Source organism: Sphingopyxis sp. JAI108 (assembly GCF_013410105.1).
GTDB classification, from domain to species: domain Bacteria; phylum Pseudomonadota; class Alphaproteobacteria; order Sphingomonadales; family Sphingomonadaceae; genus Sphingopyxis; species Sphingopyxis chilensis.
This window is the reverse complement of sequence record NZ_JACCCJ010000001.1, coordinates 1319210-1344323: the sequence shown is the minus strand read 5'-3', so window position 1 is coordinate 1344323 and position 25114 is coordinate 1319210. Positions and strand designations below refer to the sequence as shown.

Here is a 25114-nt window from a genome sequence, read left to right as displayed (position 1 = left end):
CTCGCAATAGCAAGCTAGTAATAATCGTTTGCAATAAGCTGCACCTGCGGCCACATAAGGGTCGCCGGACCTTGCCCACAGCGGGCGACAGCGTCCGGACCAGTCGGAATGAGAGAGGCCCCCGATGAAAAAGACTTTTGCCGCGTTGATGGCTTTCAGCTTCCTGGCGTCACCCGCCACGGCCCATGAGGTCTGGGTGGAACGCGACGCGAGCGGCCCGGCACGCATCTATCTGGGCGAGCCCGCCGATCCGGTTCCCGAGGCCGGCGATCCCGAATTTTCCAAGCTGAAAGCGCCGCGCCTGATCGCGGCGGACGCCGCGAAGCCAGCGGCGCTGGTTCGCCGCGCGAACCATATCGAAGCGGCGGTGACCGGGGCCGGTGACGTCCGCCTGACCGACGACAATGTGTTCGCGCCGTGGGAAGCCGACGGCGGAAAATGGGAAGGCGTGATCTATTATGCGCGCGCCGGACGCACCGAAACCCGCTCGGCGCTCGACCTCGAGATCGTTCCGACCGCTGCCGACGCGAACAGCTTCGTCGTCCATTGGCTCGGCAAGCCGCTGCCCGGTGCGAAGGTGACGGTGATCAACGCCGACCGCTGGCAGAAAAGCTTTGCCGCCAACGATCAGGGCCGGATCGACGTTCCCGTGACGGGCTCCGGCCGCTATCTGCTGTCGACCTCGCACGATGTCGAGGGCGCCCGCGCGCTCGGCGGCAAAGACGTCGCCAAGACCTATCACATCTCGACGCTGACCTTCGTCGCACCGTAGACGTCACCGCCGTCGCTTGTGTTGGTGCCCCTGGCCGGACTCGAACCAGCACTCCTTGCGGAACTCGATTTTGAGTCGAGCGCGTCTACCAATTTCACCACAGGGGCCCGTGGACGCGGAGCCGTTGCCACAAAAGCACGGTCCGCGTCCAGCGTGAATCACGGCGCAGCATATGGTTGCGCGAAACGTCGTGGCCGATAAGGTCGCGCGATGACCGAAAAGACGCCGGCGCACGCCGCCTCGACCGCCCGATCGCAGAATGAAGCGAAGTCCGCCGGCGCTCCGCCGCCCGCCTTCGGTCCCGGCCGAATCGCGGGGGCCACGCTGATCGTGCTGGCGCTGATCGGCGTCGCGCTATTGGTGATCGAGCTGACGCGTTTCTTGATGCTCGTTTTCGCGGCGATCGTGCTCGGCGCGATCTTCGACGCCATCGCGAGCTGGCTCTGCCGCAAGACGAAGATCGGCCGCGGTGTTGCACTGGCGCTGTCGGTCGCCGGGATCGTCGCGATTTTCGCGGGAGCCTTCATGCTGTTCGGGTCGCAGCTGGCGCGCGAGGTCGACACGATTCGCGAACAGATTCCGCAAGCATTGCGCGGGGTCGAGGCATTTCTCGACCGTTATGGGCTGGGGCAACGCGTGCGCGAGCTGGCCGAGGTGGGCAGCGACGATCTTTCGCGCCTCGCATCGCAAGCCGGCGGCTACGCCCTCGCGGCGGGCAGCGGCATCGCCGATTTCGTGCTGGTGCTCGTCGCGGCGATTTTCCTCGCCAGCGATCCCGCGACCTATCGGCGCGGGCTGCTGCTCATGCTGCCCGAACGCGCCGAAGGGACGGCGGCGCTGGCGTTCGACGACGCTGCGCGCGGGCTGAAAGGCTGGATGGTCGGACAGGCGGTTTCCTCGCTCGTCGTCGCGGCGCTGACCTGGGCGGGGCTGGCGCTGCTCGGCGTGCCCGCTGCCGGGGGGCTCGGCCTGATCGCCGGGCTGCTCGACGTGATCCCGATGATCGGCCCGATCATCGCGGGCATTCCCGCGGTCCTGCTCGCCTTTACCGTATCGCCGATGACGGCGCTGTGGACGCTGATATTGTTCCTCGCGATCCAGCAGCTGCAGGGCAATTTCCTGCAGCCGATGATCCAGAAGCAGGCGGTCGACGTGCCCCCCGCAGTGCTGCTGTTCGCCGTAGTCGCGGCGGGGATCCTGTTCGGCTTCCTCGGCGTGCTGCTTGCCGCGCCGCTGACCGTGGTCGTCTATGTGCTGGTGCAGCGGGTGTATGTGAAAACGCTGCTCGGCAAGGACATCCGGATCGCAGGTGCGGATTAGGTAGCTTTCGCCTGCTGCCGTCATTGCGAGCGAAGCGAAGCAATCCAGAGCGTCACTCGCTGCCATCGACTATTGTCGACCACGGATCGGCCCATTGAGGGTTGCTGGCTTCGATCAGCGCCATCTTTCCTTGCGCGGCATGGCCGCCCCTGGATTGCTTCGCTTCGCTCGCAATGACGAAGTTTGGGAACTGAATTCTATTTCTTCAATTCCTTCGCCAGCGTCTTCGCCGTCGCCTTGCCATAGGGCGGCTTGAAGCCCGCGAGCCCGGCGACATCGAGCTTGGGCTGGCGATAGACCGCGCGCGCGTGGCTGAAGGTGCGGAAGCCGTCGACGCCGTGATAATTCCCCATCCCCGACGGCCCGACCCCGCCGAACGGCAGGTCCTCCATCGCATTGTGAAACAGCACGTCGTTGACCGTGACCCCGCCCGAGATCGTGCGCGTCAGCACACGGTCCTCCTCGCTCTTGTCCTGTCCGAAATAATAAAGGCCGAGCGGGCGGTCGTTCGCATTCACATAGTCGATCGCGTCGTCGATCGTCTTGTAGGTCTTCACCGGCAGGATCGGGCCAAAGATTTCCTCCTGCATCACCTTCATGTCGTCGGTCGGGTTGCGGACGATATGGAGCGGCATCTTGTGGCCGTTCGAGCTCGCGAAATCCTCGCCGCCCGGATTGACCTCGATCACCTCGCCGCCCTTCTCGCGCGCATCGGCAAGGTAGCTTTGCAGGCGGTCATAATTGCGCGTATTGACGACCGACGTGTAATCGTCGTTGGTGAGTAGGGTCGGGTAGAGCGCGGTCGCGCCCTTCGTCACGCTGTCGATCACGTCGCTTTCCTGATCCTCCGCAACGAGCAGATAGTCGGGAGCGAGGCAAATCTGCCCTGCGTTCATCATCTTGCCGAGCGCGACGCGCTGACCAACGAGATCCTTGTTCGCGCTGCGCCCGATGAAGGTCGGCGACTTGCCGCCGAGCTCGAGCGTCACCGGCACCAGATTGTCCGCCGCGGCGCGCATGATGTGACGCCCGACGCTCGTCGCCCCGGTAAAGATCATATGGTCGAAGGCGAGCTTCGAGAAAGCGATGCCGACCTCGGCATCGCCGGTGAACACCGCCATTTCGCTTTCGTCGAAATAATCGGGAACGAGCCGCGCCATCAGCGCCGACACATTTTCGGTGAATTCGCTGGGCTTGATCATCGCGCGGTTGCCCGCCGCGAGGATGCCCGCCATCGGCACGAAAACCATGCCGACTGGGAAATTCCACGGCGCCACGATGCCGACGACGCCCTTCGGCTGAAACACCACCTCGGCCTTCGCGCCGAGCAGCCCGAGCGGAAAAGTGGGTTTGCGCTTCTCGCCCTTCGCCCAGCTTGCCATATGCTTCTTGGCGTGTTTGAGCGCGCTGACCGACGGCATGATGTCGGTCATCAGCGTCTGTTCGCGGCTACGGTGGCCAAAATCTTCGCTTACCGCCTTGGCGAAATCCTCGGCATGGTCGACAAGCATGGCGACCGCGCGGTCGATGCGATCGGTGCGGACGGCAAGGCTTTCGGGCATCGCGGCGGTGAAGCTCGCCTTCTGCGCCGCCAGAACCTGATGCATGCGCGCTGTTTCGCCGGCGATGTCCTGTGTGATCGCGGTAGCCATGACCCGTCTCCCCTATATCTGATGGCGATCTTTGATCATGCCCGATGGCGGGTTGCAAGATGAAACCGGCCTCCCATCTTTCCCCTGCCCCTTTCGCAATTGCAGCAAAGCCGCTAATCGGGCCGCCGACCAGTTTTCCCCTACGGAGTCTCTTGCCATGACCGCCACCGATCCCGTCGTCTTCCTCTCCTATGCGCGCACCCCGATGGGCAGCATGCAGGGCAGCCTGTCGGACGCGAGCGCGACCGACCTCGGCGCGACCGCAGTCAAGGCGGCGGTCGAGCGCGCGGGCGTGTCGGGCGACGATATCGAGCGCATCTATATGGGCTGCGTGCTTCCCGCAGGGCTCGGCCAGGCACCCGCGCGCCAGGCCGCGATCAAGGCCGGCCTGCCCAAGTCGGTGCAGGCGACGACCGTGAACAAGGTGTGCGGTTCGGGCATGCAGACCGTCATCATGGGCGCCGAGGCGCTCGCCGCGGGCAGCGTCGACCTGATCGTCGCTGGCGGCATGGAATCGATGACCAATGCGCCCTATCTGCTCAAGAAGCATCGTTCGGGCGCGCGCATCGGCCACGACACGGCCTATGACCATATGTTCCTCGACGGGCTGGAGGACGCTTATGAGGCGGGCCGCGCGATGGGCACCTTCGCGCAGGATACCGCTGACGCCTATCAACTGAGCCGCCAGTCGCAGGACGACTATACGCTGACCTCGCTGAGCCGCGCCAAGGCCGCGATCACCGACGGCGCCTTTGCCGCCGAAATCGCGCCGGTAACGATCGCCGGCCGCAAGGGCGACGTGATCGTCGATACCGACGAGGCGCCGGGCAAGGCGATGCCCGACAAGATCCCGACGCTGAAGCCCGCCTTTGCCAAGGACGGCACGATCACTGCCGCGACCAGCAGCTCGATCTCCGATGGCGCCGCCGCGGTCGTGCTGACGCGCCAGTCGGTCGCCGAGGCGAAGGGCGCGAAGCCCGTCGCGCGCCTCGTCGCGCACGCGGCACATGCGCAGGAACCCAAGGATTTCACCGTCGCCCCCGTCGGCGCGATCAACAAGCTGCTCGCCAAGACCGGCTGGTCGATCGGCGACGTCGACCTGTTCGAAGTCAACGAAGCCTTCGCCTGCGTCGCGATGTTCGCGATGCACGACCTCGGCATTCCGCACGACAAGATCAACGTCCACGGCGGCGCGACCGCGCTCGGTCATCCGATCGGCGCCAGCGGCACGCGCATCATCACCACGCTGATCGCGGCGCTGCAGCGCCACGGCAAGACGCGCGGCATCGCCAGCCTGTGCATCGGCGGCGGCGAAGCGACCGCGGTGGCGATCGAACTGGTCTGAAGCCGAAAGCCGGGAAAAGTTGCATGGCGCCGTCGCAAGACGGCGCCATTTCGTCGTTAGAGCGCGACAAATTGCGACACTAATGACCTGAAAATAAACGCCGCATTCGGGGTCGGTTCAAATCGAATCGCCTAATCCTCCTTTCAGTCATCGGGCAGTCCCCTCCCCCTGACGGAATGAAAGGATGTACCAATGAAAACCAAATTTCTCACCGTCGGCCTGATCGCAGCTTTGATGGTGCCCGGCGTCGCCGCGGCCCAGACGCGCGGCGAAGTGCGCGACAGCCGCCGGGATGTGCGCGAAGAACAGCGCGAATTGCGCCAGGCAAAGCGTTATGGCGATCGCGGCGATGTTCGCGAAGAGCGCCGCGACGTACGCGACGCGCGTCAGGAACTCCGCGAAGACAAGCGCGACTGGCGTCGTGAAACGCGCTACCAGAATTATCGCGCGCCCTTCCGCTACCAGCAGTTCCGCGTCGGTTCGACCCTGCGCTCGAACTATTACGCGCCCAGCTATCGCCCGGCGTGGGACAGCCGCTGGGGCGTGCCGCGGGCCGGGCGCAACCTGACCTATGTGCGCCATTATAACGACCTGCTGCTCGTCAATATGCGCAGTGGCAAGGTGATCCGGGTCTATCGCAACCACTTCCGGTGGCGCTAACCGCTAACAACAGAAAGGGCCGGGCGAGCAATCGCCCGGCCCTTTTTCCATGGGCCGGTCAGTCGCCCCAGATATGGTCGGTCTGGATCCAGCCCTTGCGGCCCTTGACGTCGAACAGGCACCAGCCGTTCTTGCAATCGCTGATCCGGCCGACGACGCCGGGTTCGGCGCGATAGGCGACCGCCGCCGATACGCTCGCATCCTCGCGCATCGGGCGGATCGTTCCGGTGACGATCGCGGTGCGCGTGCGGCTGAGCAGTCGCGCCGCCATCCAGCCTTGCGTCCCGTCGGGATCCTCGACCTTGCGCCAGTTTTCATGGCGCGCAACGACCTTTACCGGCAAATCCCTCCGCCGATATTCCCACATCACCGGGACGTCGGGCGACGGCCCCTTGCGCATCCGCGCCTCATCGACGCTGATCGACGCCCAATAGGGCAGTTCGACTTCGGATTGCGCGGCGGCCGGTCCCACGGTGGCCATCAGCGCGGCGGCGGCGAATATGTGGCGGCTGGTCATCGCTTTGCCTTGTCAAACTCATATCCGCATTTCAACCGTTCACCGCGCAAAAGGCTGCGTTCATCCCCAGCCTTTTCGCTTGTCCCGCTCTTGACCGCCGCGCCGCGCCGCGCTCTATCGGCGGCCATGCCTGATTCCACCCGCCCGAAGCGCCCCCGCGTCATCGTCACCCGCCAGTTGATGCCGCACGTCGAAGCGCGCATGGCCGAATTGTTCGATGTCGCGCTGTCGGCGAACGACCACGCCTTTACCCGCGGCGAATTGAAGGCCGCGGTCGCCGACTGCGACGTGTTCGTGCCGACCGTGACCGACGAGATCGACGCCGAAGTGATCGCCGCGGCGGGCGAGCGGCTCAAGCTGATCGCCAATTTCGGGGCAGGCGTCGATCACATCGACCTCGCCGCCGCGCGCGCGAAGGGCATCATGGTTTCGAACACGCCCGGCGTCTTCACCGAAGACACCGCCGACATGACGATGGCCCTGATCCTCAGCGTGCCCAGACGCCTCGCGGAGGGCGAAAAGCTGATGCGGTCGGGTCAGTGGGCCGGCTGGGCGCCGAGCGCGATGCTGGGGCACCGCGTCGGCGGCAAATTGCTCGGCATCATCGGCATGGGCCGCATCGGCCTGGCGGTCGCACGCCGCGCCCGCGCGTTCGGCCTGTCGATCCATTACCACAACCGCCGCCGCCTTCCGCAAGCGATCGAGGAAGAATTGGGCGCCAGCTATCATGCGAGCGTCGATACGCTGCTCCGCATCAGCGACGTCGTCACGATCCACTGCCCGCACACCAATGAAACGCACGAGATGGTCAATGCGCCGCGCATCGGATCGATGAAGCCGACCGCTTATCTGATCAATACCGCGCGCGGCGAGATTGTCGACGAAAAGGCGCTGATCGCGGCGCTCCAGACCGGCCGCATCGCCGGTGCCGGGCTCGACGTCTATACGCACGAACCCGCGGTCGATCCCGCGCTGCTCGCGCTCGACAATGTCGTGCTGCTGCCGCACCTCGGCTCGGCGACGATCGAGGGCCGCGAAGCCTCGGGCGAAAAGGTCATCGCCAACATCCGCGCCTGGTGCGACGGCCACCGCCCGCCCGACCAGGTGCTGGAGGGGTGGGCTTAAGGCCTGCCGCGAAGGTCGGTTTGCTCCCGCTCTGGATTGCTTCGTCGCTGCGCTCCTCGCAATGACGAAGCTCAATAAAACTCCGTCATTGCGAGCGCAGCGAAGCAATCCAGAGCGTCACTCACTGCCATCGAGGATCGTCGGCCACAGGTCGAGCCAAAGCGGGTTCTCCGCCTCGATCAACGCGAGCTTCTTCGCCCGGCTCCCCGCCTTGATCTGTTTCTCGCGCGCAATGGCGGTTTCCATCGTCGCATGCATCTCGAACCAAACAAGGAGCTTACAGTCGTAGCGCGTCGAAAAGCCGCCGAGGCCTTCACGATGCTGCAATATCCGTTGAACAAGATGCGCTGTCACACCCGTATAGAGTGTTCCCCATTGCGCCGATTGGCGACGATATAGACCGCTGGCAAACGTTGGCGCATGACCGCCCCTGGATTGCTTCGCTTCGCTGGCAATGACGAGAGTTGCTAATCCCCCGTCAGGATCCGGTCGACGAGCTGTTTCACCGTCGGGGTGAAGTTGTTCGAATAAAAGGGATCGGTCTTGAAGTTGAACGCGGCGTGGCCCGCGAACATCAGATTTTGCTCGACGTCGCCGCCGTGCGCGATGTCCTGGAGCGTCTTCTGGATGCAGAAGCTGCGCGGATCGGCGAGGTAGCCGGTCGTGTAATCGTCATGGTCCTTCCACGACGAAAAACCGCAATGCGACAGGCAGCCCATGCAATCGGTCTGATCCTTGCGGATCATCGCCTTGTCGGCCTCGGTCACGAACACCACCGTATTGTCGGGGGTCTTCAGCGCCTCGGTATAGCCCTCCGCGAACCAGTCGCGGGCGCGGGCGCGGTCATGCGGGGTGACCCAGAAATTCTTGCCCTTCACCCCGACGTCGAGCTGGACGATATGATCGCCCGCTTGCTGCTTCGAATAAGGGATCTGGCGTTCCGAGCGCGCTTCGAGGTCGCGGAGGAACGGATTGCGCACCGCGCTCGAATAGAAACCGGTCGGCGAGAAGCGGTGGAGCAGCACGTCGCCGTCGTCGAGCGTGCGCAGACGGTCCTTCCACTGCTGCGGGATCGGGCTTTCCTCGGTCAGCAACGGCCGGGTGCCGTACTGGAATACGATCTGGCCGAGTTCGGGATTGTCGATCCAGTTTTCCCAGTCGCGCAGATACCAGACGCCGCCGGCCATCACGATCGGCACATCGTCCGCGATACCCTCGGCGCGCATCGTCTCGCGCACCGCGGCGACGCGCGGATACGGGTCCTGCGGCACCAGCGGATCTTCGGCGTTCGACAGGCCGTTATGGCCGCCGGCAAGCCAGGGATCTTCATACACCACGGCGCCGAGCAGGTGCGGGACCTTGCTGTAAGCGCGCTTCCACAATGCGCGGAAGGCGCGCGCCGAGCTGATGATCGGCAGGTAGAGGACATTGTGCCGCGCGGCGATTTCGCTCAGTTTATACGGCATGCCGGCGCCGCAGGTCACGCCCGCGACCAGGCCCTTCGTCCGTTCGAGCACGCCTTCGAGGATCTGCTGCGCGCCGCCCATTTCCCAGAGCACGTTGATGTTGATCGCACCCTTGCCGCCCGACACGTCATAGGCGCGCTTGACCTGCGCGACCGCGCCCTCGATCCCGTACTGGATCAGTTCCTCGTGCCGCTCCTTGCGCGTGAGCGCGCGGTAAATCTGCGGAATGATCTTGCCCTCGGCGTCGTAACTGTCGGCATTGACCGCCGAAACGGTGCCGATGCCGCCCGCCGCGGCCCACGCGCCGCTCGACATATGGTTGGTCGCCGACACGCCCTTGCCGCCTTCGACAAGCGGCCAGACTTCGCGCCCGCCATAAAGGATGGGCTTCAAACCTTTGAACACTCTAAACCTTCTCTCTCTCCGCCGGTCCGCGCGCGCGAACCGGCCCCCGTTGCCGCCTGCGTAAGCGGAAATTGGGCCCTCTTGTCAATCGAAGCCGACCCATCCGCCGCTGAACGGCCCATAACCATGAAGTCCGCGAGCATAGAGCTTTTCATAGGCGCCGACCATATCAGATTCGTCGAACCGCTCTGCGGCGGTGCGCCGGTTGGCCGCCCCGACATCGGCGCGCAGCGCCGCATTTCCTGCCAATTGCGCCAATGCCGCCCGGAAACCAGCCTCGTCCGCAGTCACATGGGGCCGGTTCGCGTCCGAAACCATCGCGGCGACATCGCCGACCGCCGGGCTCACCACGGGCAGCCCCGCCGCCATCGCCTCGATCACCGCGATCGGCGCCTGTTCGCTGAGCGACGAGAGCGCGAGCAGGTCGAAATGGCCGATCCAGCGCGGAGGGTCCGCCATGAAGCCGGGCATGACGAGCCGGTCGGCCATGCCGCAGGCGGCTGCCGTGGCGGCGATCGCCGCGCGCTCGGGCCCTTCGCCGACGATCACGAGCCGGACATGCGGCGGCAGCGTGGCGACAGCACGCACGAGCCGCGGCAGGTCCTTGACCTTGCGCAGCCCCGCGACCGTGCCGATGACCACCTCGCCGTCGCGCCGCTCGAAACCCGCGATCGGCACCGACGGTCCCTTGGCATAGGCGGCGACGTCGATGCCGTTGCGGATCAAATGGGTGCGGGGTCCGGCACCCCATTCGTCGGCGGCAATCCGTTGCAAAAGGGTCGAGGGAACCACGACGCCCATCGCGTGCTTCAGCGCGGCGCGGCGAAACAGGTTGCGCTTCCAGTAGCGCCGGACGCTCTCGTCCTCGTTGAACCCGTCCTCATGATGGATGAGGCTGGGCGGCATCCTGTCCCACAGCCGGTTCCAAAACAGGCGGTGCGCCATCACCCCGTCCATCGCGCCCCAATTATAGCTGAGCACCAGTTCGAAATTCAGCATGTAATGCGCAAGGTCGCGGTAGCGGCCAAGCGCCGGTTTGCCGTGCAGCGGGGGCGCATCCTTCGGAAAATCGACGATAATCGCGGGATCGATCGCCTCGCGCGCGCCGAGCGCTTCGGGCATCGCCGACAGGATCGTGTGATGCGCGCGGTCGCCCATCAGATTCATCAGCCGCACCGCGCGCGCCTCCTTCCCGCCGAGCGAAAAGCTCGAATGAAGGTGCAGGATACGGATCGGCCACGGCGTCTCGGGCGCGTCGGCGCTCACGCTTGCGGAAGCTCCGCGACCCACGCATCGATGGCCGACAGCGCTTCGGGTTCGTCCATCGTCGGTGCATGGCCGACCCCCGGCACTTCGACCAGCCGCGAACCCGGCAACTCCGCCACCATCTTCTCGCCCGCCGATCGCGCCAAAATGTCCGACAGCGCACCGCGCAGGACCAGGAGAGGAATGCCGCCCAGCGCGCGATACGCCGGCCACAGGTCGACCCCGGCATCGCCGCCATTCGGCACCCGCAGCGGCGCCGCGATCTGTTTATCGTAATCGGTGACAATGCGTCCCTCGGGAGTCAGCCTGTGCGTGCGCTTGGTCAGCCGCAACCAGTCATGGATCTCATAGCCCGGATAGACCGCGCCGTTGAGCTCGGCGAAGGCGCGCGCGGCGTGCATCCACGTCGGCTGGCTGCCGCCCGCGCCGATATAGTCGCGAATCCGCTCGAGCCCGGCGGCTTGGAGCTCGGGGCCGACGTCGTTGAGCACCGCGCCGACCAGCCGCCCCGGCAGCGTCGCCGCCATCAGCATGGCGACCAGCCCGCCGAGCGAGGTCCCGATCGCCGCAAACCGGTCGATTGCCAGTTCATCCAGCATCGCGACGACGTCCTGCACATAGGTCAGCGGGACATAGGTCATCGGATCCTTGGCATAGGCGCTCTCGCCTCGCCCGCGGAATTCGATCACGATCGCCTTGCGATATTGCGCCACGTGCGGCGCCAGCGCCTCGAAATCGCGGGCATTGCGCGCGAGGCCGGGCATGCACAGCACCGGCGGCGCGCCTTCGCTGCCTTCGGGCCCGGCATAGACGCGCGCGTGCAGCCGGACGCCGTCGTGCGACCACCAATATTGGTCCGACCAGTCGCGGCGCCGTTCCTGCTTTGCATCCTGCTGGGCCAATATGGCTCGTCCCCTTTGTCTTCGCATTGGCGCTGTCCCGACGCGCAGGACTCATCGTCCGTCTATCGCCAACCGCGCGGCGCGGCGCAAGCAATCCGTCGCATCCACGTCCCGCAGGTTGCCGCCGCCCGCTTTCGCCGATAAGACGCGGGCGACCATGAGCGAGTCCTTGATTTCCTTCGAACCCGCAACCGGCGAGGAGCTCTGGCGCGGGCCGGTCAGCCATGTCGATGCCGAAGTCGAAACCGCCCGCCGCGCCTGGCCCGAATGGGCGGCAAAGCCCGTCACCTTCCGCACCGAAACGCTGCGCCGTTTCGCCGACCGGGTAAAGGCCGAGGGCGAGTCGCTTGCCGACCTGATCGCGCGCGAAACGGGCAAGCCCCTGTGGGAAGCCCGCACCGAGGTCGAATCGGTCGCGAACAAGGTCGATATTTCGGTGAAATCCTATGCCGAGCGCACCCCGAACCGCCGGATCGAGGGCGCAATGGGGCTGCGCAACGCGGTGCGTCACAAACCGCATGGCGCGGTCGCCGTGCTCGGCCCTTATAATTTCCCGGCCCACCTGCCGAACGGTCACATCGTTCCGGCGCTGATCGCGGGCAATTCGGTGGTCTTCAAGCCATCCGAAAAGACCCCCGCGGTCGGCGCCAAGCTTGTCGAACTGTTTCACAGCGCGGGCGTACCGCAAGAGGTGCTGCGCCTGGTGATCGGCGGACCCGAGACGGGCAAGGCGCTCGCGGGGCACGAAGGCATCGACGGCCTGCTCTTCACCGGCTCGGCGCGCACCGGCCTCGCCTTGAACCGCCAGTTCGCGGGCCAGCCGGGCAAGATGCTCGCGCTCGAAATGGGCGGCAACAATCCGATCGTCGTCTGGGACACTGCCGATATCCGCACCGCGGCGATCCTCGTCGTGCAGTCGGCCTTCCTCAGCGCCGGGCAAAGGTGCAGCAACGCGCGCCGGCTGATCGTCAAGGACAGCCTCGCCGACGCGCTGATCGACGAGGTGTGCAGCCTCGCGAACCGGTTGATCGTCGATCATCCGCACGCCGACCCTGCGCCCTATATGGGGCCCGTCATCGACAATGAGGCGGCCGACGGCCTGACCGAAAGCTTCCTTATCCTGATGTCGAACGGCGGTCAGGTGATCCGCCACATGGCGCGGCCGATCGCCGGCCGCCCCTTCCTGACCCCCGGCATCATCGACGTCACCGCGATGCCCGAACGCCCCGATGTCGAGCTGTTCGGCCCGCTGCTCCAGGTCATCCGCGTGGAAAGTTTCGAGGCCGCGATCGCCGAGGCGAACAACACCGCCTTTGGCCTGTCGGCGTCGCTGGTCGGCGGCACGCCGCAGCTTTACGACCAGTTCTGGGCGAATGCCCGCGCGGGCGTGATCAACTGGAACCGCCCGACCAATGGCGCCTCGTCGGCGGCCCCCTTCGGCGGCATCGGCCTGTCGGGCAACCACCGCCCGAGCGCCTTTTACGCGGCCGATTATTGCGCCTATCCGGTGGCGTCAGCCGAAAGCGATACGATGCGTGCCTCGATCGGCGTCGGCCTCCGCGACCCCGAAGGGTCGCAGCTGGTGACGAAGAAGTATCTTTAATACCGGGAAAGAAGGCCGTGCAAATTTACCTTCACCACCGTCAATAAACCCTGCTTTGCGCTTTCCGGGCGCGTGACCCATCTTCTCCAGCATGGAACAGTCACCCCCTCCTGCGGGCAAATTGTGGCTTGTCGGCGCCGGCCCCGGCGATCCCGACCTGCTGACGCTGCGCGCCGCGCGGCTGCTCGAAAGCGCGGACCTCGTGGTTCATGACGGGCTGGTCGGCGAAGGGGTGCTTGCGCTGATCCCGCCGCATGTGACGCGCATCAGCGTTGCCAAGCAGCGCAGCCGCCACACGATGAAGCAGGAACTGATCAACGAACTGCTCGTGCGCGAAACGCTCGCCGGCAAACAGGTCGTGCGCCTCAAGGGCGGCGATCCGTTCATCTTCGGCCGCGGCGGCGAGGAACTCGATGCCGCGCGCAAGGCCGACGTCGCGGTGGAGGTCGTCCCTGGCATCACCGCGGCGGCGGGCTGCGCCGCGCAGGCGGGCCTTCCTCTCACCCACCGCGAGGATGCCAGCGCGGTCAGCTTCGTCGCCGGCCAGTGCAAGGACCTGAGCGACCAGGACTGGTCGGGGCTCGCGGGCCACGGCCGCACCCTCGTCATCTACATGGGTCTCGCGACCGCATCGGCCATCGCCGACAAGCTGATCGCCGACGGCGTTTCGCCGGGCCTGCCGGTCGCGGTGATCGAGCGCGGCACGACCGCCGATGCCCGCGTCCTGCGCACCCTCCTGACCGACCTCGGCAACCTCGTCGCGCGTGAGAAAGTCCGGAGCCCGTCGCTGATCATCGTCGGCAAGGTCGCGGCGCGCGCCGATGCGCTCGACTGCCTCGGCGCGCCGGGCGTCGCGACACAAATAAGGGATTTCACATGAAGCTGCTCACGGGCAATGATCTGAAGACCGGGTTCGTGACCTGGTGGACCGGCACCGACTGGTCGATCCATATCGAGGACGCCGCCGATGTCGGCGAGCATGGCGAGGCGATCCTCGCCGCCGAGGAAGGCGCACGCCGCGTCAACGCGCCCTATATCATCGCGGGCGAGCAAACCCCCGATGGCCCCCGACCCGCGCACATCAAGGACCGTATCCGTGCCTTGGGACCGACCGTGCGCCCCGACCTGACATTGAAACCCGCCGATCCCGCGGCCGGCGACTGGGTGATCTGACATGTACAAATATGACGAATATGACCATGCGATGGTCGACGCGCGCGTCGCCGAATTTTCGGACCAGGTGCGCCGCCGCCTCGCGGGCGAGATCACCGAGGACCAGTTCAAGCCGCTGCGGCTGATGAACGGCCTCTACCTCCAGCTTCACGCCTATATGCTGCGCGTCGCGGTGCCCTATGGGACGCTCGACAGTCGTCAAATGCGGATGCTGGCGCATATCGCGCGCAAGTACGACCGCGATTACGGCCATTTCACCACGCGCCAGAACATCCAGTATAACTGGATCAAGCTGGAGGACGCCCCCGCGATCCTCGCCGACCTCGCGTCGGTCGAGATGCACGCGATCCAGACCAGCGGCAATTGCATCCGCAATATCAGCTCGGACCAGTGGGCCGGCGCCGCCGCGGATGAAATCACCGACCCGCGGCCGTGGGCCGAGCTGCTCCGCCAATGGTCGAGTTTCCACCCCGAATTCAGCTATTTGCCGCGCAAATTTAAAATCGCCGTCATCGCGGCCGACGAAGATCGTGCCGCGATGCGCCTGCACGACATTGGCATCCAGATCGTCGAGAAGGATGGTCAGCACGGCGCTGCGTTTTACGTGGGCGGCGGCATGGGCCGCACCCCGATGATCGCGCCGCTGATCAAAGAATTCGTGCCGCTCGAAGATATGCTGAGCTATGCCGAGGCGTGTCTGCGCGTCTACAACCGCTATGGCCGCCGCGACAATATCTACAAGGCGCGCATCAAGATCCTCATCCACGAACTCGGCGCCGACGAATATCGCCGCCAGGTCGAGGAAGAGTGGGCGCATGTGAAGTCGCTCGGCATCGACCCGCCGAAGGCCGAGTTCGACCGCATCGCGGCGCAATTCGCGCCGCCGCCGCTCGACGCGTCGGCGCCCGACACCATCGACCGCAGCGATCCCGACTTCGCGGTGTGGGTCGACCAGAATGTCGCGATGCATAAGGTGCCGGCCCACGCCATCGTCAACATCAGCCTGAAGCCCGTCGGGGGCATCCCCGGCGATGCTTCGTCGGCGCAGATCGACCTGATGGCCGATCTCGCCGAGACGTACAGTCATGACGAACTCCGCGTCACCCACGCGCAGAACATCGTGCTGCCGCACGTCCGCAAGGCCGATCTTTACGCGATCTGGCAAAAGCTCGACGAAGCGGGGCTCGCGACGCCGAACCTCGACCTGATCAGCGACATCATCGCGTGCCCCGGGCTCGATTATTGCAGCCTCGCCAACGCGCGCTCGATCCCGGTCGCGCAGAAGATTGCGGCGCGCTTTTCGGACCTCGGCCGCCAGAAGGAACTCGGCGAGCTCAAGCTCAAGATTTCGGGCTGCATCAACGCGTGCGGCCATCATCATGCCGGCCACATCGGCATCCTCGGCGTCGATCGCAAAGGTACCGAGAATTACCAGCTTTTGCTCGGCGGATCGGGCGCCGAGGACGTGTCGCTCGGCACGATCACCGGCCCGGGCTTCGACGAGGACGGCATCGTCGACGCGATCGAGCGCGTTACCGACAAATATCTCGCCGAACGGACCGAGGGGGAGCGTTTCGTCGACACCTTCCGCCGCGTCGGCATGGCCCCGTTCAAGGAGGCGATCTATGGTTGAGCGCGACGCGGTTTTCCCGCCCGAACCCCACGCCCTGTACGAAGCGCATCGCTATTCGCCCGCGATCCGGTCGAATGGATTCCTGTTCGTGTCGGGACAGGTCGGCGCGCGCACCGACGGCTCACCCGAACCCGACCTCGCGGCGCAGGTGCAGCTGGCGTTCGACAATCTCAACGCGATCCTGAAAGCCGCCGGGTCGAGCTTCGACGAGGTCGTCGACGTGACTTTGTTCATGATCGATCCCGACAAGCATTTCGAGACGATCTTTCCGGTGCTCGGGGCTAACTGGGGCGAGAAGCCCTATCCGAACATCACCGCCGTCGGGGTGACCTGGCTTTCCGGCTTCACCTTCGAAATCAAGGTAATCGCCCGCATTTCCGGAGACGCCGCATGACCGACGCCCGAAGCGATCAGCAAGGCGAAGAGCCCTGCGTCACCCTCGATGCCTTTCTGTCACAGTCGAACGCGACGGCGGTCCGGCTCGAAAGCGATGAGGATGCGCGCGCGCTCATCCCTTATCTCGACCGGCTGAAGCTGATTGAGGTCGCCTTTCCCAAATTCCGCGACGGCCGCGGCTATTCCTCCGCGCGCATCCTGCGCGAGGCGGGTTATGCGGGCGAGCTGCGCGCGCAGGGCGACGTACTCGTCGACCAGATCGCCTATATGAAGCGCTGCGGCTTCGATACATTCGCACCCGAAAAAGACCTCAACCCTGCGGACGTCGAGGCGGCGCTGTCGCGCTGGCCCGAACATTATCAGGGCGCCGCCGACGGCGCGGTGCCGATATGGAAGCTGAGGCATGGCTGACGTGAAACACTCTCTCCCCAAAGCCGGCGAAGACCGCACCCGCGACCGCATCGACGTCGCGCCCCGCTTCACGCAGGCCGACGTCATCCGCCTCAACAACCTGTTCCGCGGTCAGGACGCCGCCGAAGTCGTCGCGAGCGTGATCGGCGCGGGCCTGCTCGGCGAGACCGCGATCGTGTCGAGCTTCGGCGCCGAAAGCGCAGTGCTGCTCCATCTCGTGGCGCAGGCTGCGCCCGACATGCCCGTGCTGTTCCTCGATACCGGCAAGCATTTCCCCGAAACGCTCGCCTATCGCGACGAACTGGCCGCGAAACTGAAGCTCAACATCGTCAACCTGGCGCCCGATGCCGAGGAACTCGCAAAGAAGGACGCGACCGAGCTGCGCTGGTCCTACGACCCCGACGGCTGCTGCGAAATTCGCAAGGTCAAGCCGCTGGAAAAGGCCCTCGCCGATTTCGACACGTCGATCACCGGGCGCAAGGGTTTCCAGTCATCGACGCGGCAGGGCCTCGCGCGCTTCGAACTCGACGGCACCACCGGCCGCCTCAAATTCAATCCGCTCGCCAACTGGACGCGCGAGCAGCTCGATGAATATTTCGAGGCGCACGACCTGCCGCGCCACCCGCTCGAGGCCGAAGGTTATCCCTCGATCGGCTGCTCGCCCTGCACGTCGAAGGTCAAGCCGGGCGAAGACCCGCGTTCGGGCCGCTGGCGCGGCTGGGACAAGACCGAGTGCGGCATCCACGAAGCGGTGACGCCGCTCGGCGACGACCCGGCGAACGACCCGGCGTTCTGATCGAACTTAGGGATCAACCCTCACTCATAATCCTCGAACGCCATGCTGTCGTCGGCGAGGTCGCTGAACTTGGTCGTCTTCGCCTCGAAGTGCAGGCGCACCTTGCCGGTCGAGCCGTGACGCGATTTCGCTACGATGACCTCGGCGAGCCCGAAGACGCGCTCCATCTCGGCCGCCCATTCCTCGTGCGCGGCGTGAATCTTCACATCGTCGCCCTCGACCGGGCGCTTGGGCTCCTTCGCCGCGACATAATAATCCTCGCGGAACACAAAGAGCACCATGTCGGCGTCCTGCTCGATCGAGCCCGATTCGCGAAGGTCGGACAGCTGCGGGCGCTTGTCCTCGCGACTTTCGACCTGACGGCTGAGCTGCGACAGCGCCATCACGGGGACATGAAGTTCCTTTGCCAAGGTCTTCAGGCCACGCGAAATTTCTGAAATTTCCTGGACGCGATTGTCGCCACTTTTCGACGAACCTTGCAGCAGCTGGAGATAATCGACGACGATGAAGCCGATGCCGTGCCGCCGCTGCAGCCGCCGCGCGCGCGTGCGCAAACCGGCGATCGTCAGGCCCGGCGTGTCGTCGATGAACAGGGGCAAGGTCTGGAGCTGCTGCGCGGCGCGGCTCAATTGCTGGAACTGCTCCTTGCTGATCTTGCCCATGCGCAGCGCCTCGCCCGACACCCCCGACTGTTCGGCGAGCACGCGCGTCGCGAGCTGGTCCGCCGACATTTCGAGGCTGAAGAAGGCGACCTTCGCGCCCATATTCTTCTCGGCCGGGATGCCGTCGTCCTCGTCGCGGCGCCAGCGTTCGGCGGCGTTATAGGCGATGTTCGTTGCGAACGAGGTCTTGCCCATGCCCGGGCGGCCCGCGAGGATCATCAGGTCAGAATTGTGCATGCCACCGATCTTGGCGTTCATGCTCGCGATGCCGGTGGTGATCCCCGACAGGTGGCCGCCCGAATTCAATGCGCGCTCGGCCGCCTGCAGCGCGGTGAGGCTCGCCTGGCTGAAGCTCTTGACCGATCCCATCTCGGCCTCGCCCCCGGCGACGCGGTAAAGCGCCGTCTCGGCTTCCTCGATCTGCGCCTGCGGATCGACGCGCTCGCTGGTATCGAGGGCATTTTCAACGAGCGTGCGCCCGACACCCGCGAGCTCGCGGAGCAGCGCAAGGTCGAAAATCTGCCGCGCAAAGTCGCGGGCACCGATCAGCCCGGCACCACTGCCCGTCAGCTGCGCCAGATAGCCGACCCCGCCGACCGCCTTCATCGCCTCGTCGGCCTCGAAATAGGGCTTCAGCGTCACCGGCGTCGCGATGCTGTTGCGCTCGATCAGCGCCATCGTCTGCTGAAAGATGCGGCCGTGCAGCGGCTCGAAGAAATGCTCGGGGCTGAGCGCGACGGGCAGATCCTCGACGACTCGGTTGTCGATCAGGATCGCGCCGAGAAACGCGGCCTCAGCCTCGATATTACGGGGTAATTGGCGCTCATCCCCGGTGTTTGCCGGGGTCGGGATCAGGGCTAGTTCTGGCATGGCGACCCTCATGCGTTGCCGCTTCGAACGGCGCAACAGGCGATGCCCGACAGGCTATCATAACTGTGGGTTGCTGTGAATAAGTCGCCCCCTTGCCCTTCGCGGCGCGCCAAGTAGAAGCACGGACAGCATGAACGACGCAGACCCCTCCAAACAGCGGATCATTTCGATCGAACTCGACGAAGGGTCGATCGTCTGGCGCAATCCCGACGTCGAGCAGGAGCGCCGCGTCGCGATCTTTGACCTGATCGAGGATAACAAGTTCGTGCCGCAACGCGGCCATCCCGACGGTTATGCGGGTCCGTATCGCTTGATGCTGCGTGTCGAGGACGGCCGGTTGATTTTTGAAATCGCTCGCGAAGATGGCTCGCCGCTCGAGGCGATCATTCTCGGCCTCGGCCGTTTCCGCCGCCCCATCCGCGACTATTTCGCAATCTGCGACAGCTATTATCAGGCGATCAAGACCTCGACCGCGCAGCAGATCGAAACCGTCGACATGGCGCGGCGCGCGCTGCACAACGAGGCTGCCGAACTGCTGATGGATCGGCTCGACGGCAAGATCGCGGTCGATTTCGACACCGCGCGGCGGTTGTTCACGCTGATCTGCGTGCTGCACATCAAGGGCTGATCATGGCAACGGGGGCGATCAGGGGTGGAAAGGCAGCGCAGACCGCAGCCGCATGGCGCGCCGCGATCGGGCGCACGCTGCGCCGGATCGGCGCCGCGGTCGTATTGCTTCTCCTCGCTGCGGGCCTCGCGCTCTGGTGGGCGGCGCGCTGGACGCCCGACCGCGCCGTCTATCCAACGCAGGGCGTGACAATCGACGCGGGCAATGGCGACGTCCATTGGGGGTCGATCAAGGCCGCGGGCGCCGAATTCGCCTATATCGCTGCGACCGACGGGTTGGGCGGTATCGACCCGAAATTCGCGCGCAACATGGCCGGCGCGCGCGACGCAGGCGTGCAGGCGGGCGCAATCCACCGCTACAGCCTCTGCCAGCTCGCGACCGACCAGGCCGCCAATTTCATCCGCCATGTGCCGCGCCGCGCCGACATGCTGCCCGCCGTGGTCTGGCTCGACTATGACGACCGCTGCCCCGATCGCCCGACGCGCGCGCTGCTCCTGTCCGAACTCGCTACCTTCCTCGCGCAGATCGAGGCGCATATGGGCAAGCAAAGCCTGATCGCGCCCGGCCCGGCATTCGAGAGCGATTACAAGGTGACGCGGGGCATCGCGCGCACGACCTGGCTGCGCCGCGACTTTTTCGAACCCGATTATGGCGCGCATCCGTGGGCGATGTGGCAGGCGAACGACTATGTCCGCCTGTCGGGCGCGACGGGCACCGTCGGCTGGAATGTGCTGCGCCCGCAAGGAGAGATGCGATGACCGATACCCGTGATGCGCTGATCGACGCGGCGCGCGACGCCGCGATTCGCGCCTATGCCCCCTATTCGGGCTTCCACGTCGGTGCGGCGCTACTGCTCAAAAATGGCGATATCGTCACCGGCGCCAATGTCGAAAATGCGAGCTACGGCCTCACCCTCTGTGCCGAGACCGTGGCGGTGGCGAAGATCGTCAACGAGGGCTGGATCGGCGAGCTCGCCGAGGTCGCGATCATCGGCGGGCGCCCCCACGGCGAGGAATTGATGGGCGCCGACCCGGTCAATCCGTGCGGTCGCTGCCGCCAGATCCTCAACGAAGCGGCCGAGCGGTCGAAGGTTGATATTCTCGTCCATTGCGCCTCGGGCGATGGCAGCGCGGTCAAGAGCTACCGGCTCAGCCAGCTGCTTCCCGCGGCCTTCGGGCCCAAGGATCTCGGCCTCATCGACTGACCGCTTGCGCAAAACGCGCCGCGCTTACAAGAGACACCATGGCCATTCTTTCCGACCGCTGGATTCGCAAAGCCGCCCAGACGCAGGGCATGATCGAACCCTTTGTGGAGGCGCAACGCCGCGACGGCTGCATCAGCTACGGCCTCTCCTCCTATGGCTATGACGCGCGCGTCGCGCCCGAATTCAAGATATTCACCAACGTCGATTCGACGATCGTCGATCCCAAGGATTTCGACCCGAAGAATTTCGTCGATCGCGAGACCGACGTCTGCATCATCCCGCCGAACAGCTTCGCGCTCGCGCGGACGGTCGAATATTTCCGCATCCCGCGCGACGTGCTCGTCATCTGCCTCGGCAAGTCGACCTATGCGCGCTGCGGCATCATCGTGAACGTCACCCCGCTCGAACCCGGCTGGGAAGGCCATGTGACGCTCGAATTCTCGAACACCACCCCCCTGCCCGCCAAGATTTACGCCAATGAAGGCGCATGCCAGTTCCTCTTCCTGCAGGGCAACGAGCCGTGCGAGACGAGCTACGCCGACCGTGCGGGCAAATATATGGGGCAAAAGGGCGTCACGCTGCCCAAGCTTTGAGTGACCTCGTCATTGCGAGGAGCCGAATGCGACGCGGCAATCTCCAGCTATCGTCGTGAATGAACACTGCTGGAGATTGCTTCGCTACGCTCGCAATGACAAAGATCGGTTTGCGTCACGCGCTAAAATTGATAACGTTCCCATAAATCGAAAATGGGGATGAGGTCATGAAATTCCGTGCCGCCGCACTCACGCTCGCCGCGCTGTTTCCTTCCGCCGCCGCACACGCCCAAGGCTTTCTGAAGGTTGAAGGGACAGCGATCGTGGACGGATCGGGCAAGCCGGTGATCCTGCGCGGCATGGGGCTCGGCGGCTGGATGCTTCAGGAAGGCTATATGCTGAAGCTTGGCGAGGTCGGGCAGCAGCACAAGATTCGCGCGAAATTGGTCGAACTCGTCGGCGAGGAGCGCACCGCGCAATTCTATCGCGCCTGGCTCGACAATCACACGACCCGCGCCGACATCGACGCGATGGCGAAATGGGGTTTCAACTCGGTGCGCCTGCCGATCCATTTCGACCGGCTCACCCTGCCCGCCGACAAGGAGCCGAAGCGGGGGGAGGATACATGGAACGAGGAAGGTTTCGAGCGCATCGACCGCCTGCTCGAATGGAGCAAGGCGAATAGCATCTACCTGATCCTCGATCTCCACGCCGCACCGGGCGGCCAGGGCAACGACCTCGCCATTTCCGACCGCGACCCCGACAAGCCCTCGCTGTGGCAAAGCGAGGAGAACCAGCGCAAGACCGTCGCGCTGTGGCGCAAGCTCGCCGCGCGCTACAAGGACGAGCCGTGGATCGGCGCCTATGACCTGATCAACGAGCCCAACTGGAGCTTCGCGACTCCCGGCAAGGGCAATGGCTGCGACGAGACCGAGAACAAGGCGGTCTGGAGCCTCCAGCACCGCATCACGAAAGCGATCCGCGAGGTCGATACCAAGCATATCGTGATCATCGAGGGCAATTGCTGGGGCAATAATTACGGGGGTCTGCCGCCCGCTTGGGACGCCAATATGGTGCTCAGTTTCCATAAATACTGGAATCGCAATGACGAAAGCAGCATCGCCGAAATCAAGGCGCTGCGCAGCAGCTATAACCGCCCGATCTGGCTCGGCGAGTCGGGCGAGAACAGCAACGCATGGTATCGCGACGCGATCGCGCTCGTCGAAGAGGGCGGCATCGGCTGGAATTTCTGGCCGCTCAAGAAGATCGGTTTCAACCAGCCGCTCGAGATCGTCGCCGGCGACGGCTGGATGAAGATCGTGGCATGGATGACGGGCAAGGGAGAGAAACCCCCGGCCGACGAGGCCTTCGCCGCGATGATGCAGCTCGCCGACAGCGCGCGCTTCGAGAAGAATATCCCCAAGCCCGATGTCATCGACGCGATGTTCCGCCAGCCGCACGATGCGAGCTATCGCGCATTCCAAACGCGCAGGCTGGGCGATGAAACGCTGACCATTCCCGCCGTCGATTACGACCTCGGGCCGCCGGGCGTCGCCTATCACGACACGGTCGACGCCAATTATCACGTCGCCACCGGCGGCGAGCGGACGCCGTGGAACAATGGCGCCGCCTATCGCAACGACGGCGTCGATATCGCGCGCGACGCGGGCGGCGCACCCTATGTCGGCGACTTCGTCACCGGCGAATGGATGCGCTACAGCGCCGATGTCGCGACGACCGGCCGCTGGACCGTGTCCGCGCGCGTGCGATCGGCCAAGGGCGGCCGCATCGGGATCGACGAGCGCGGCATCGCCATTCCCGCGGGCACCGTCTGGCGGACGGTGAAGCTCGCCGACCTCGACCTGCCCGCCGGACCCGGCGCCGCGACGCTGCGCGCGCTCGATTGCAGCGACTGCGAGGTGGCCGAGCTGGTCTTCACCCCGCGCTGACGGGGAACCCATCGCCTCCCCGCGCGTCCTCTCTCCACAAGCGGACGGGGCCGCCAGAGGAGGATTATCCATGTCCATGATCGCCGTCTTTTTCGGCCGCCTGTTCATCGCCGTGATTTTCATCGTGTCGGGGATCAACAAGCTGATCCACGTCAACGATACGAATGCGATGATTTCGGCGGTGGGCCTTCCCGGCGGTCTCGCCATCCCGACCGGCCTCTTCGAACTGATCGCCGGCGCCTGCCTCGCGCTTGGCGTAGCGACGCGCCTCTGGTCGATCCTGCTCGCCGCCTTCGTTCTCCTTACCATCCTCTTTTTTCACCGCGAATTCACCGATCCGGTGCAGGCGATGGCGGCGATGAAGAATCTCGCGATCGCAGGCGGGCTCCTCTGCCTCTTCGGCTATGGGCACACGCGCTGGAGTTACGACGCGCTGCGCCAGCGCCGCCGCGACGAGCTTGCGGCGCACCGGGCGCAAGTTCACGCGACGGAGGCCGAGGTGCGCGCCGCGCGCGCCGAAGGCCGCGCCGAAGCGGTCGGCGCGCCCGTGGTGGTCGAAAAGCGCCCCTTCTGGCGGCGCTGACGCTTCGCGCTTGGCAAGCACCCGCGCCTGCGCTAGCCTCCACTTAACGTTTACGTAAAGGGAGGGTTTGCCATGGCGTCCCGCGATCTCGACATCATTGTTTACGGTGCGACCGGCTTTACCGGCCGGCTCGTCGCCGAATATCTTGGAGCGCATTACAAGGGCCGCAAGGATGCGCCCAAATGGGCGATGGCAGGGCGCAGTCTCGACAAGCTCGCCGAGGTGCGCGACCTGATCGGCGCCAGCGAGGAGACGCCGTTGATCGTCGCCGACGCGAGCGACCCCGCGAGCCTAGACAAGATGGCCGCGAGCACCAAGGTCGTGCTCACCACCGTCGGCCCCTACCAGCTCTATGGCAGCGAACTCGTCGCCGCGTGCGTCCGCGCCGGCACCGCCTATGCCGATCTTTGCGGCGAACCGGGCTGGATGCGCGAGATGATCGACACGCATGAAGCCGCCGCCAATGCCTCTGGCGCGCGGATCACCTTCAGCTGCGGCTTCGACTCGATTCCTTTCGATCTCGGAGTGCTGTTCCTCCAGGCCGAAGCGGTGAAGCGCCACGGCAAGCCCGCGCCGCGCGTCAAGGGGCGCGTCCGCAAGATGGCGGGCGGTGCCTCGGGCGGCACGATCGCGAGCCTGACCGAAACGCTGAAGGCCATCGCCAAGAAACCGTCGCTCGCGCTGCTGCTCAAATCCTCCTTTGCGCTGACCCCCGGTTTCGAGGGACCGTCGCAACCGACCGGCCTCATCCCCGAATATGACGGCGCGACGGGCACCTGGACGGCGCCCTTCGTCATGGCGCCGATCAACACGAAGAATGTCCACCGCACCAATTTCCTGCTCGGCCATCAATGGGGCGCGGATCTCGTCTATGACGAGATGGTGATGACGACGATCGGCGACGCCGGAAAGGCGATGGCCGAAGCGATGGCAAAGGCGAATCCCTTCGGCGACTCGCAGCTCAAGCCCGGCGAGGGGCCGAGCAAGGAAGAGCGCGAAAACGGCTTCTACGACATCCTTTTCATCGGCGAATATCCCGACGGCACCACGGTGCGCGCTTCGGTGCAGGGCGACCGCGACCCCGGCTATGGCTCGACGTCGAAAATGCTCGCCGAAACGGGGATGGCGCTGCTCGAAAACAAGGGCGCGGGCGGCGTGTGGACACCGGGCGCGCTGCTCGGCGACGCGTTGATCGAGCGGCTGACGGCGAACGCCGGGCTGACCTTCCGACTAGAGGACTGAA

The 25114-nt window shown here is 65.2% G+C and carries 26 protein-coding genes, 1 tRNA gene and 1 pseudogene; 19 read left to right on the top strand and 9 right to left on the bottom strand.

The features are described 5' to 3' along the window. Positions 1-124 precede the first annotated feature (124 nt). Complete coding sequence (locus HDC29_RS06395) at positions 125-772, top strand: DUF4198 domain-containing protein (protein ID WP_179495472.1); 648 nt, start codon at positions 125-127, stop codon at positions 770-772. 22 nt (positions 773-794) lie between these two features. On the opposite strand, the gene HDC29_RS06390 is transcribed toward HDC29_RS06395, so the two are convergent. Next, positions 795-879, bottom strand: a tRNA-Leu gene (locus tag HDC29_RS06390). A gap of 103 nt (positions 880-982) precedes the next feature. Here HDC29_RS06390 and HDC29_RS06385 point away from each other — a divergent pair. Then, positions 983-2092, top strand: a complete 1110-nt coding sequence (locus HDC29_RS06385) for an AI-2E family transporter (RefSeq protein WP_179495471.1) — start codon at positions 983-985, stop codon at positions 2090-2092. A gap of 197 nt (positions 2093-2289) precedes the next feature. On the opposite strand, the gene HDC29_RS06380 is transcribed toward HDC29_RS06385, so the two are convergent. Continuing rightward, a complete protein-coding gene (locus tag HDC29_RS06380; protein ID WP_179495469.1) occupies positions 2290-3744 on the bottom strand; it encodes a coniferyl aldehyde dehydrogenase in 1455 nt (484 codons plus the stop codon). A 157-nt stretch (positions 3745-3901) separates the two neighbouring features. On the opposite strand from HDC29_RS06380, the gene HDC29_RS06375 reads away from it, so the two are divergent. Together HDC29_RS06375 and HDC29_RS06370 are read left to right on the top strand one after the other, a co-directional pair. Continuing rightward, positions 3902-5089 carry an acetyl-CoA C-acyltransferase gene (locus tag HDC29_RS06375; protein WP_179495467.1) on the top strand — a complete coding sequence of 396 codons (1188 nt, stop codon included), beginning with the start codon at positions 3902-3904 and terminating at the stop codon, positions 5087-5089. 192 nt (positions 5090-5281) lie between these two features. Beyond that, positions 5282-5749, top strand: coding sequence for a DUF1090 family protein (locus HDC29_RS06370; RefSeq protein ID WP_179495465.1), 468 nt, complete (start codon positions 5282-5284; stop codon positions 5747-5749). A gap of 58 nt (positions 5750-5807) precedes the next feature. Here the strand turns inward: HDC29_RS06370 and HDC29_RS06365 are convergent, their stop codons facing one another. After that, complete coding sequence (locus tag HDC29_RS06365; protein ID WP_179495464.1) at positions 5808-6266, bottom strand: SH3 domain-containing protein; 459 nt, start codon at positions 6264-6266, stop codon at positions 5808-5810. A 126-nt stretch (positions 6267-6392) separates the two neighbouring features. Between HDC29_RS06365 and HDC29_RS06360 the strand changes: the two genes are divergently transcribed. Then, entirely contained in the window at positions 6393-7391 is a 999-nt protein-coding gene (locus HDC29_RS06360) for a D-glycerate dehydrogenase (protein ID WP_179495463.1), read from the top strand. A 117-nt stretch (positions 7392-7508) separates the two neighbouring features. On the opposite strand, the gene HDC29_RS19185 is transcribed toward HDC29_RS06360, so the two are convergent. From HDC29_RS19185 to HDC29_RS06340, 5 genes and pseudogenes are all read right to left on the bottom strand, one after another. Then, complete coding sequence (locus HDC29_RS19185) at positions 7509-7637, bottom strand: hypothetical protein (protein WP_257018241.1); 129 nt, start codon at positions 7635-7637, stop codon at positions 7509-7511. Between the two features lie 3 nt (positions 7638-7640). Beyond that, positions 7641-7745, bottom strand: a pseudogene (locus HDC29_RS19180) (GIY-YIG nuclease family protein); the annotation flags it as partial. 113 nt (positions 7746-7858) lie between these two features. Then, on the bottom strand, positions 7859-9262 hold the full coding sequence (locus tag HDC29_RS06350) for a nitronate monooxygenase family protein (protein ID WP_179495462.1): 1404 nt from the start codon (positions 9260-9262) through the stop codon (positions 7859-7861). An 84-nt stretch (positions 9263-9346) separates the two neighbouring features. After that, the gene (locus HDC29_RS06345) at positions 9347-10528 is read right to left on the bottom strand and encodes a glycosyltransferase family 4 protein (RefSeq protein WP_373562767.1); all 1182 of its coding nucleotides are present in this window, start codon (positions 10526-10528) and stop codon (positions 9347-9349) included. Next, a complete protein-coding gene (locus tag HDC29_RS06340) occupies positions 10525-11457 on the bottom strand; it encodes an alpha/beta fold hydrolase (protein WP_179495460.1) in 933 nt (310 codons plus the stop codon). Before HDC29_RS06340 ends, HDC29_RS06345 begins: the two co-directional genes overlap by 4 nt. Before the next feature lie 130 nt (positions 11458-11587). Here HDC29_RS06340 and astD point away from each other — a divergent pair, with 130 nt between their 5' ends. The 7 genes from astD (at position 11588) to HDC29_RS06305 (ending at position 17442) form a co-directional block, all read left to right on the top strand. After that, a complete protein-coding gene (astD, locus tag HDC29_RS06335) occupies positions 11588-13033 on the top strand; it encodes a succinylglutamate-semialdehyde dehydrogenase (protein WP_179495459.1) in 1446 nt (481 codons plus the stop codon). Positions 13034-13124: 91 nt separating this feature from the next. Further along, positions 13125-13913 carry a uroporphyrinogen-III C-methyltransferase gene (gene cobA / locus HDC29_RS06330; RefSeq protein ID WP_179495458.1) on the top strand — a complete coding sequence of 263 codons (789 nt, stop codon included), beginning with the start codon at positions 13125-13127 and terminating at the stop codon, positions 13911-13913. Further along, positions 13910-14206: a DUF2849 domain-containing protein gene (locus HDC29_RS06325; RefSeq protein ID WP_179495456.1), complete on the top strand. Its 297-nt coding sequence runs from the start codon at positions 13910-13912 to the stop codon at positions 14204-14206. Before cobA ends, HDC29_RS06325 begins: the two co-directional genes overlap by 4 nt. 1 nt (position 14207) lies before the next feature. Beyond that, complete coding sequence (locus tag HDC29_RS06320; protein ID WP_179495454.1) at positions 14208-15839, top strand: nitrite/sulfite reductase; 1632 nt, start codon at positions 14208-14210, stop codon at positions 15837-15839. Beyond that, positions 15832-16233 (top strand): RidA family protein, encoded by a 402-nt coding sequence (locus tag HDC29_RS06315; RefSeq protein ID WP_179495452.1) that lies wholly within the window; start codon positions 15832-15834, stop codon positions 16231-16233. Before HDC29_RS06320 ends, HDC29_RS06315 begins: the two co-directional genes overlap by 8 nt. Next, positions 16230-16646 carry a DUF934 domain-containing protein gene (locus tag HDC29_RS06310; protein ID WP_179495451.1) on the top strand — a complete coding sequence of 139 codons (417 nt, stop codon included), beginning with the start codon at positions 16230-16232 and terminating at the stop codon, positions 16644-16646. Before HDC29_RS06315 ends, HDC29_RS06310 begins: the two co-directional genes overlap by 4 nt. Next, entirely contained in the window at positions 16639-17442 is an 804-nt protein-coding gene (locus tag HDC29_RS06305) for a phosphoadenylyl-sulfate reductase (protein WP_179495450.1), read from the top strand. Before HDC29_RS06310 ends, HDC29_RS06305 begins: the two co-directional genes overlap by 8 nt. Positions 17443-17462: 20 nt before the next feature. On the opposite strand, the gene HDC29_RS06300 is transcribed toward HDC29_RS06305, so the two are convergent. Then, a complete protein-coding gene (locus HDC29_RS06300) occupies positions 17463-18974 on the bottom strand; it encodes a replicative DNA helicase (RefSeq protein WP_179495449.1) in 1512 nt (503 codons plus the stop codon). A 130-nt stretch (positions 18975-19104) separates the two neighbouring features. On the opposite strand from HDC29_RS06300, the gene HDC29_RS06295 reads away from it, so the two are divergent. From HDC29_RS06295 to HDC29_RS06265, 7 genes are all read left to right on the top strand, one after another. After that, positions 19105-19602: a UPF0262 family protein gene (locus tag HDC29_RS06295; RefSeq protein ID WP_179495448.1), complete on the top strand. Its 498-nt coding sequence runs from the start codon at positions 19105-19107 to the stop codon at positions 19600-19602. A 2-nt stretch (positions 19603-19604) separates the two neighbouring features. Further along, positions 19605-20360 carry a glycoside hydrolase family 25 protein gene (locus HDC29_RS06290; RefSeq protein ID WP_179495447.1) on the top strand — a complete coding sequence of 252 codons (756 nt, stop codon included), beginning with the start codon at positions 19605-19607 and terminating at the stop codon, positions 20358-20360. Beyond that, complete coding sequence (locus HDC29_RS06285) at positions 20357-20806, top strand: cytidine deaminase (RefSeq protein WP_179495446.1); 450 nt, start codon at positions 20357-20359, stop codon at positions 20804-20806. Before HDC29_RS06290 ends, HDC29_RS06285 begins: the two co-directional genes overlap by 4 nt. Positions 20807-20844: 38 nt before the next feature. Beyond that, on the top strand, positions 20845-21399 hold the full coding sequence (gene dcd / locus HDC29_RS06280; protein WP_179495444.1) for a dCTP deaminase: 555 nt from the start codon (positions 20845-20847) through the stop codon (positions 21397-21399). Positions 21400-21566: 167 nt separating this feature from the next. Then, positions 21567-23288 (top strand): cellulase family glycosylhydrolase, encoded by a 1722-nt coding sequence (locus HDC29_RS06275; RefSeq protein WP_179495442.1) that lies wholly within the window; start codon positions 21567-21569, stop codon positions 23286-23288. 70 nt (positions 23289-23358) lie between these two features. Beyond that, positions 23359-23871 carry a DoxX family protein gene (locus HDC29_RS06270; RefSeq protein WP_179495440.1) on the top strand — a complete coding sequence of 171 codons (513 nt, stop codon included), beginning with the start codon at positions 23359-23361 and terminating at the stop codon, positions 23869-23871. Between the two features lie 72 nt (positions 23872-23943). Next, positions 23944-25113: a trans-acting enoyl reductase family protein gene (locus HDC29_RS06265; RefSeq protein WP_179495438.1), complete on the top strand. Its 1170-nt coding sequence runs from the start codon at positions 23944-23946 to the stop codon at positions 25111-25113. Position 25114: the final 1 nt, after the last annotated feature.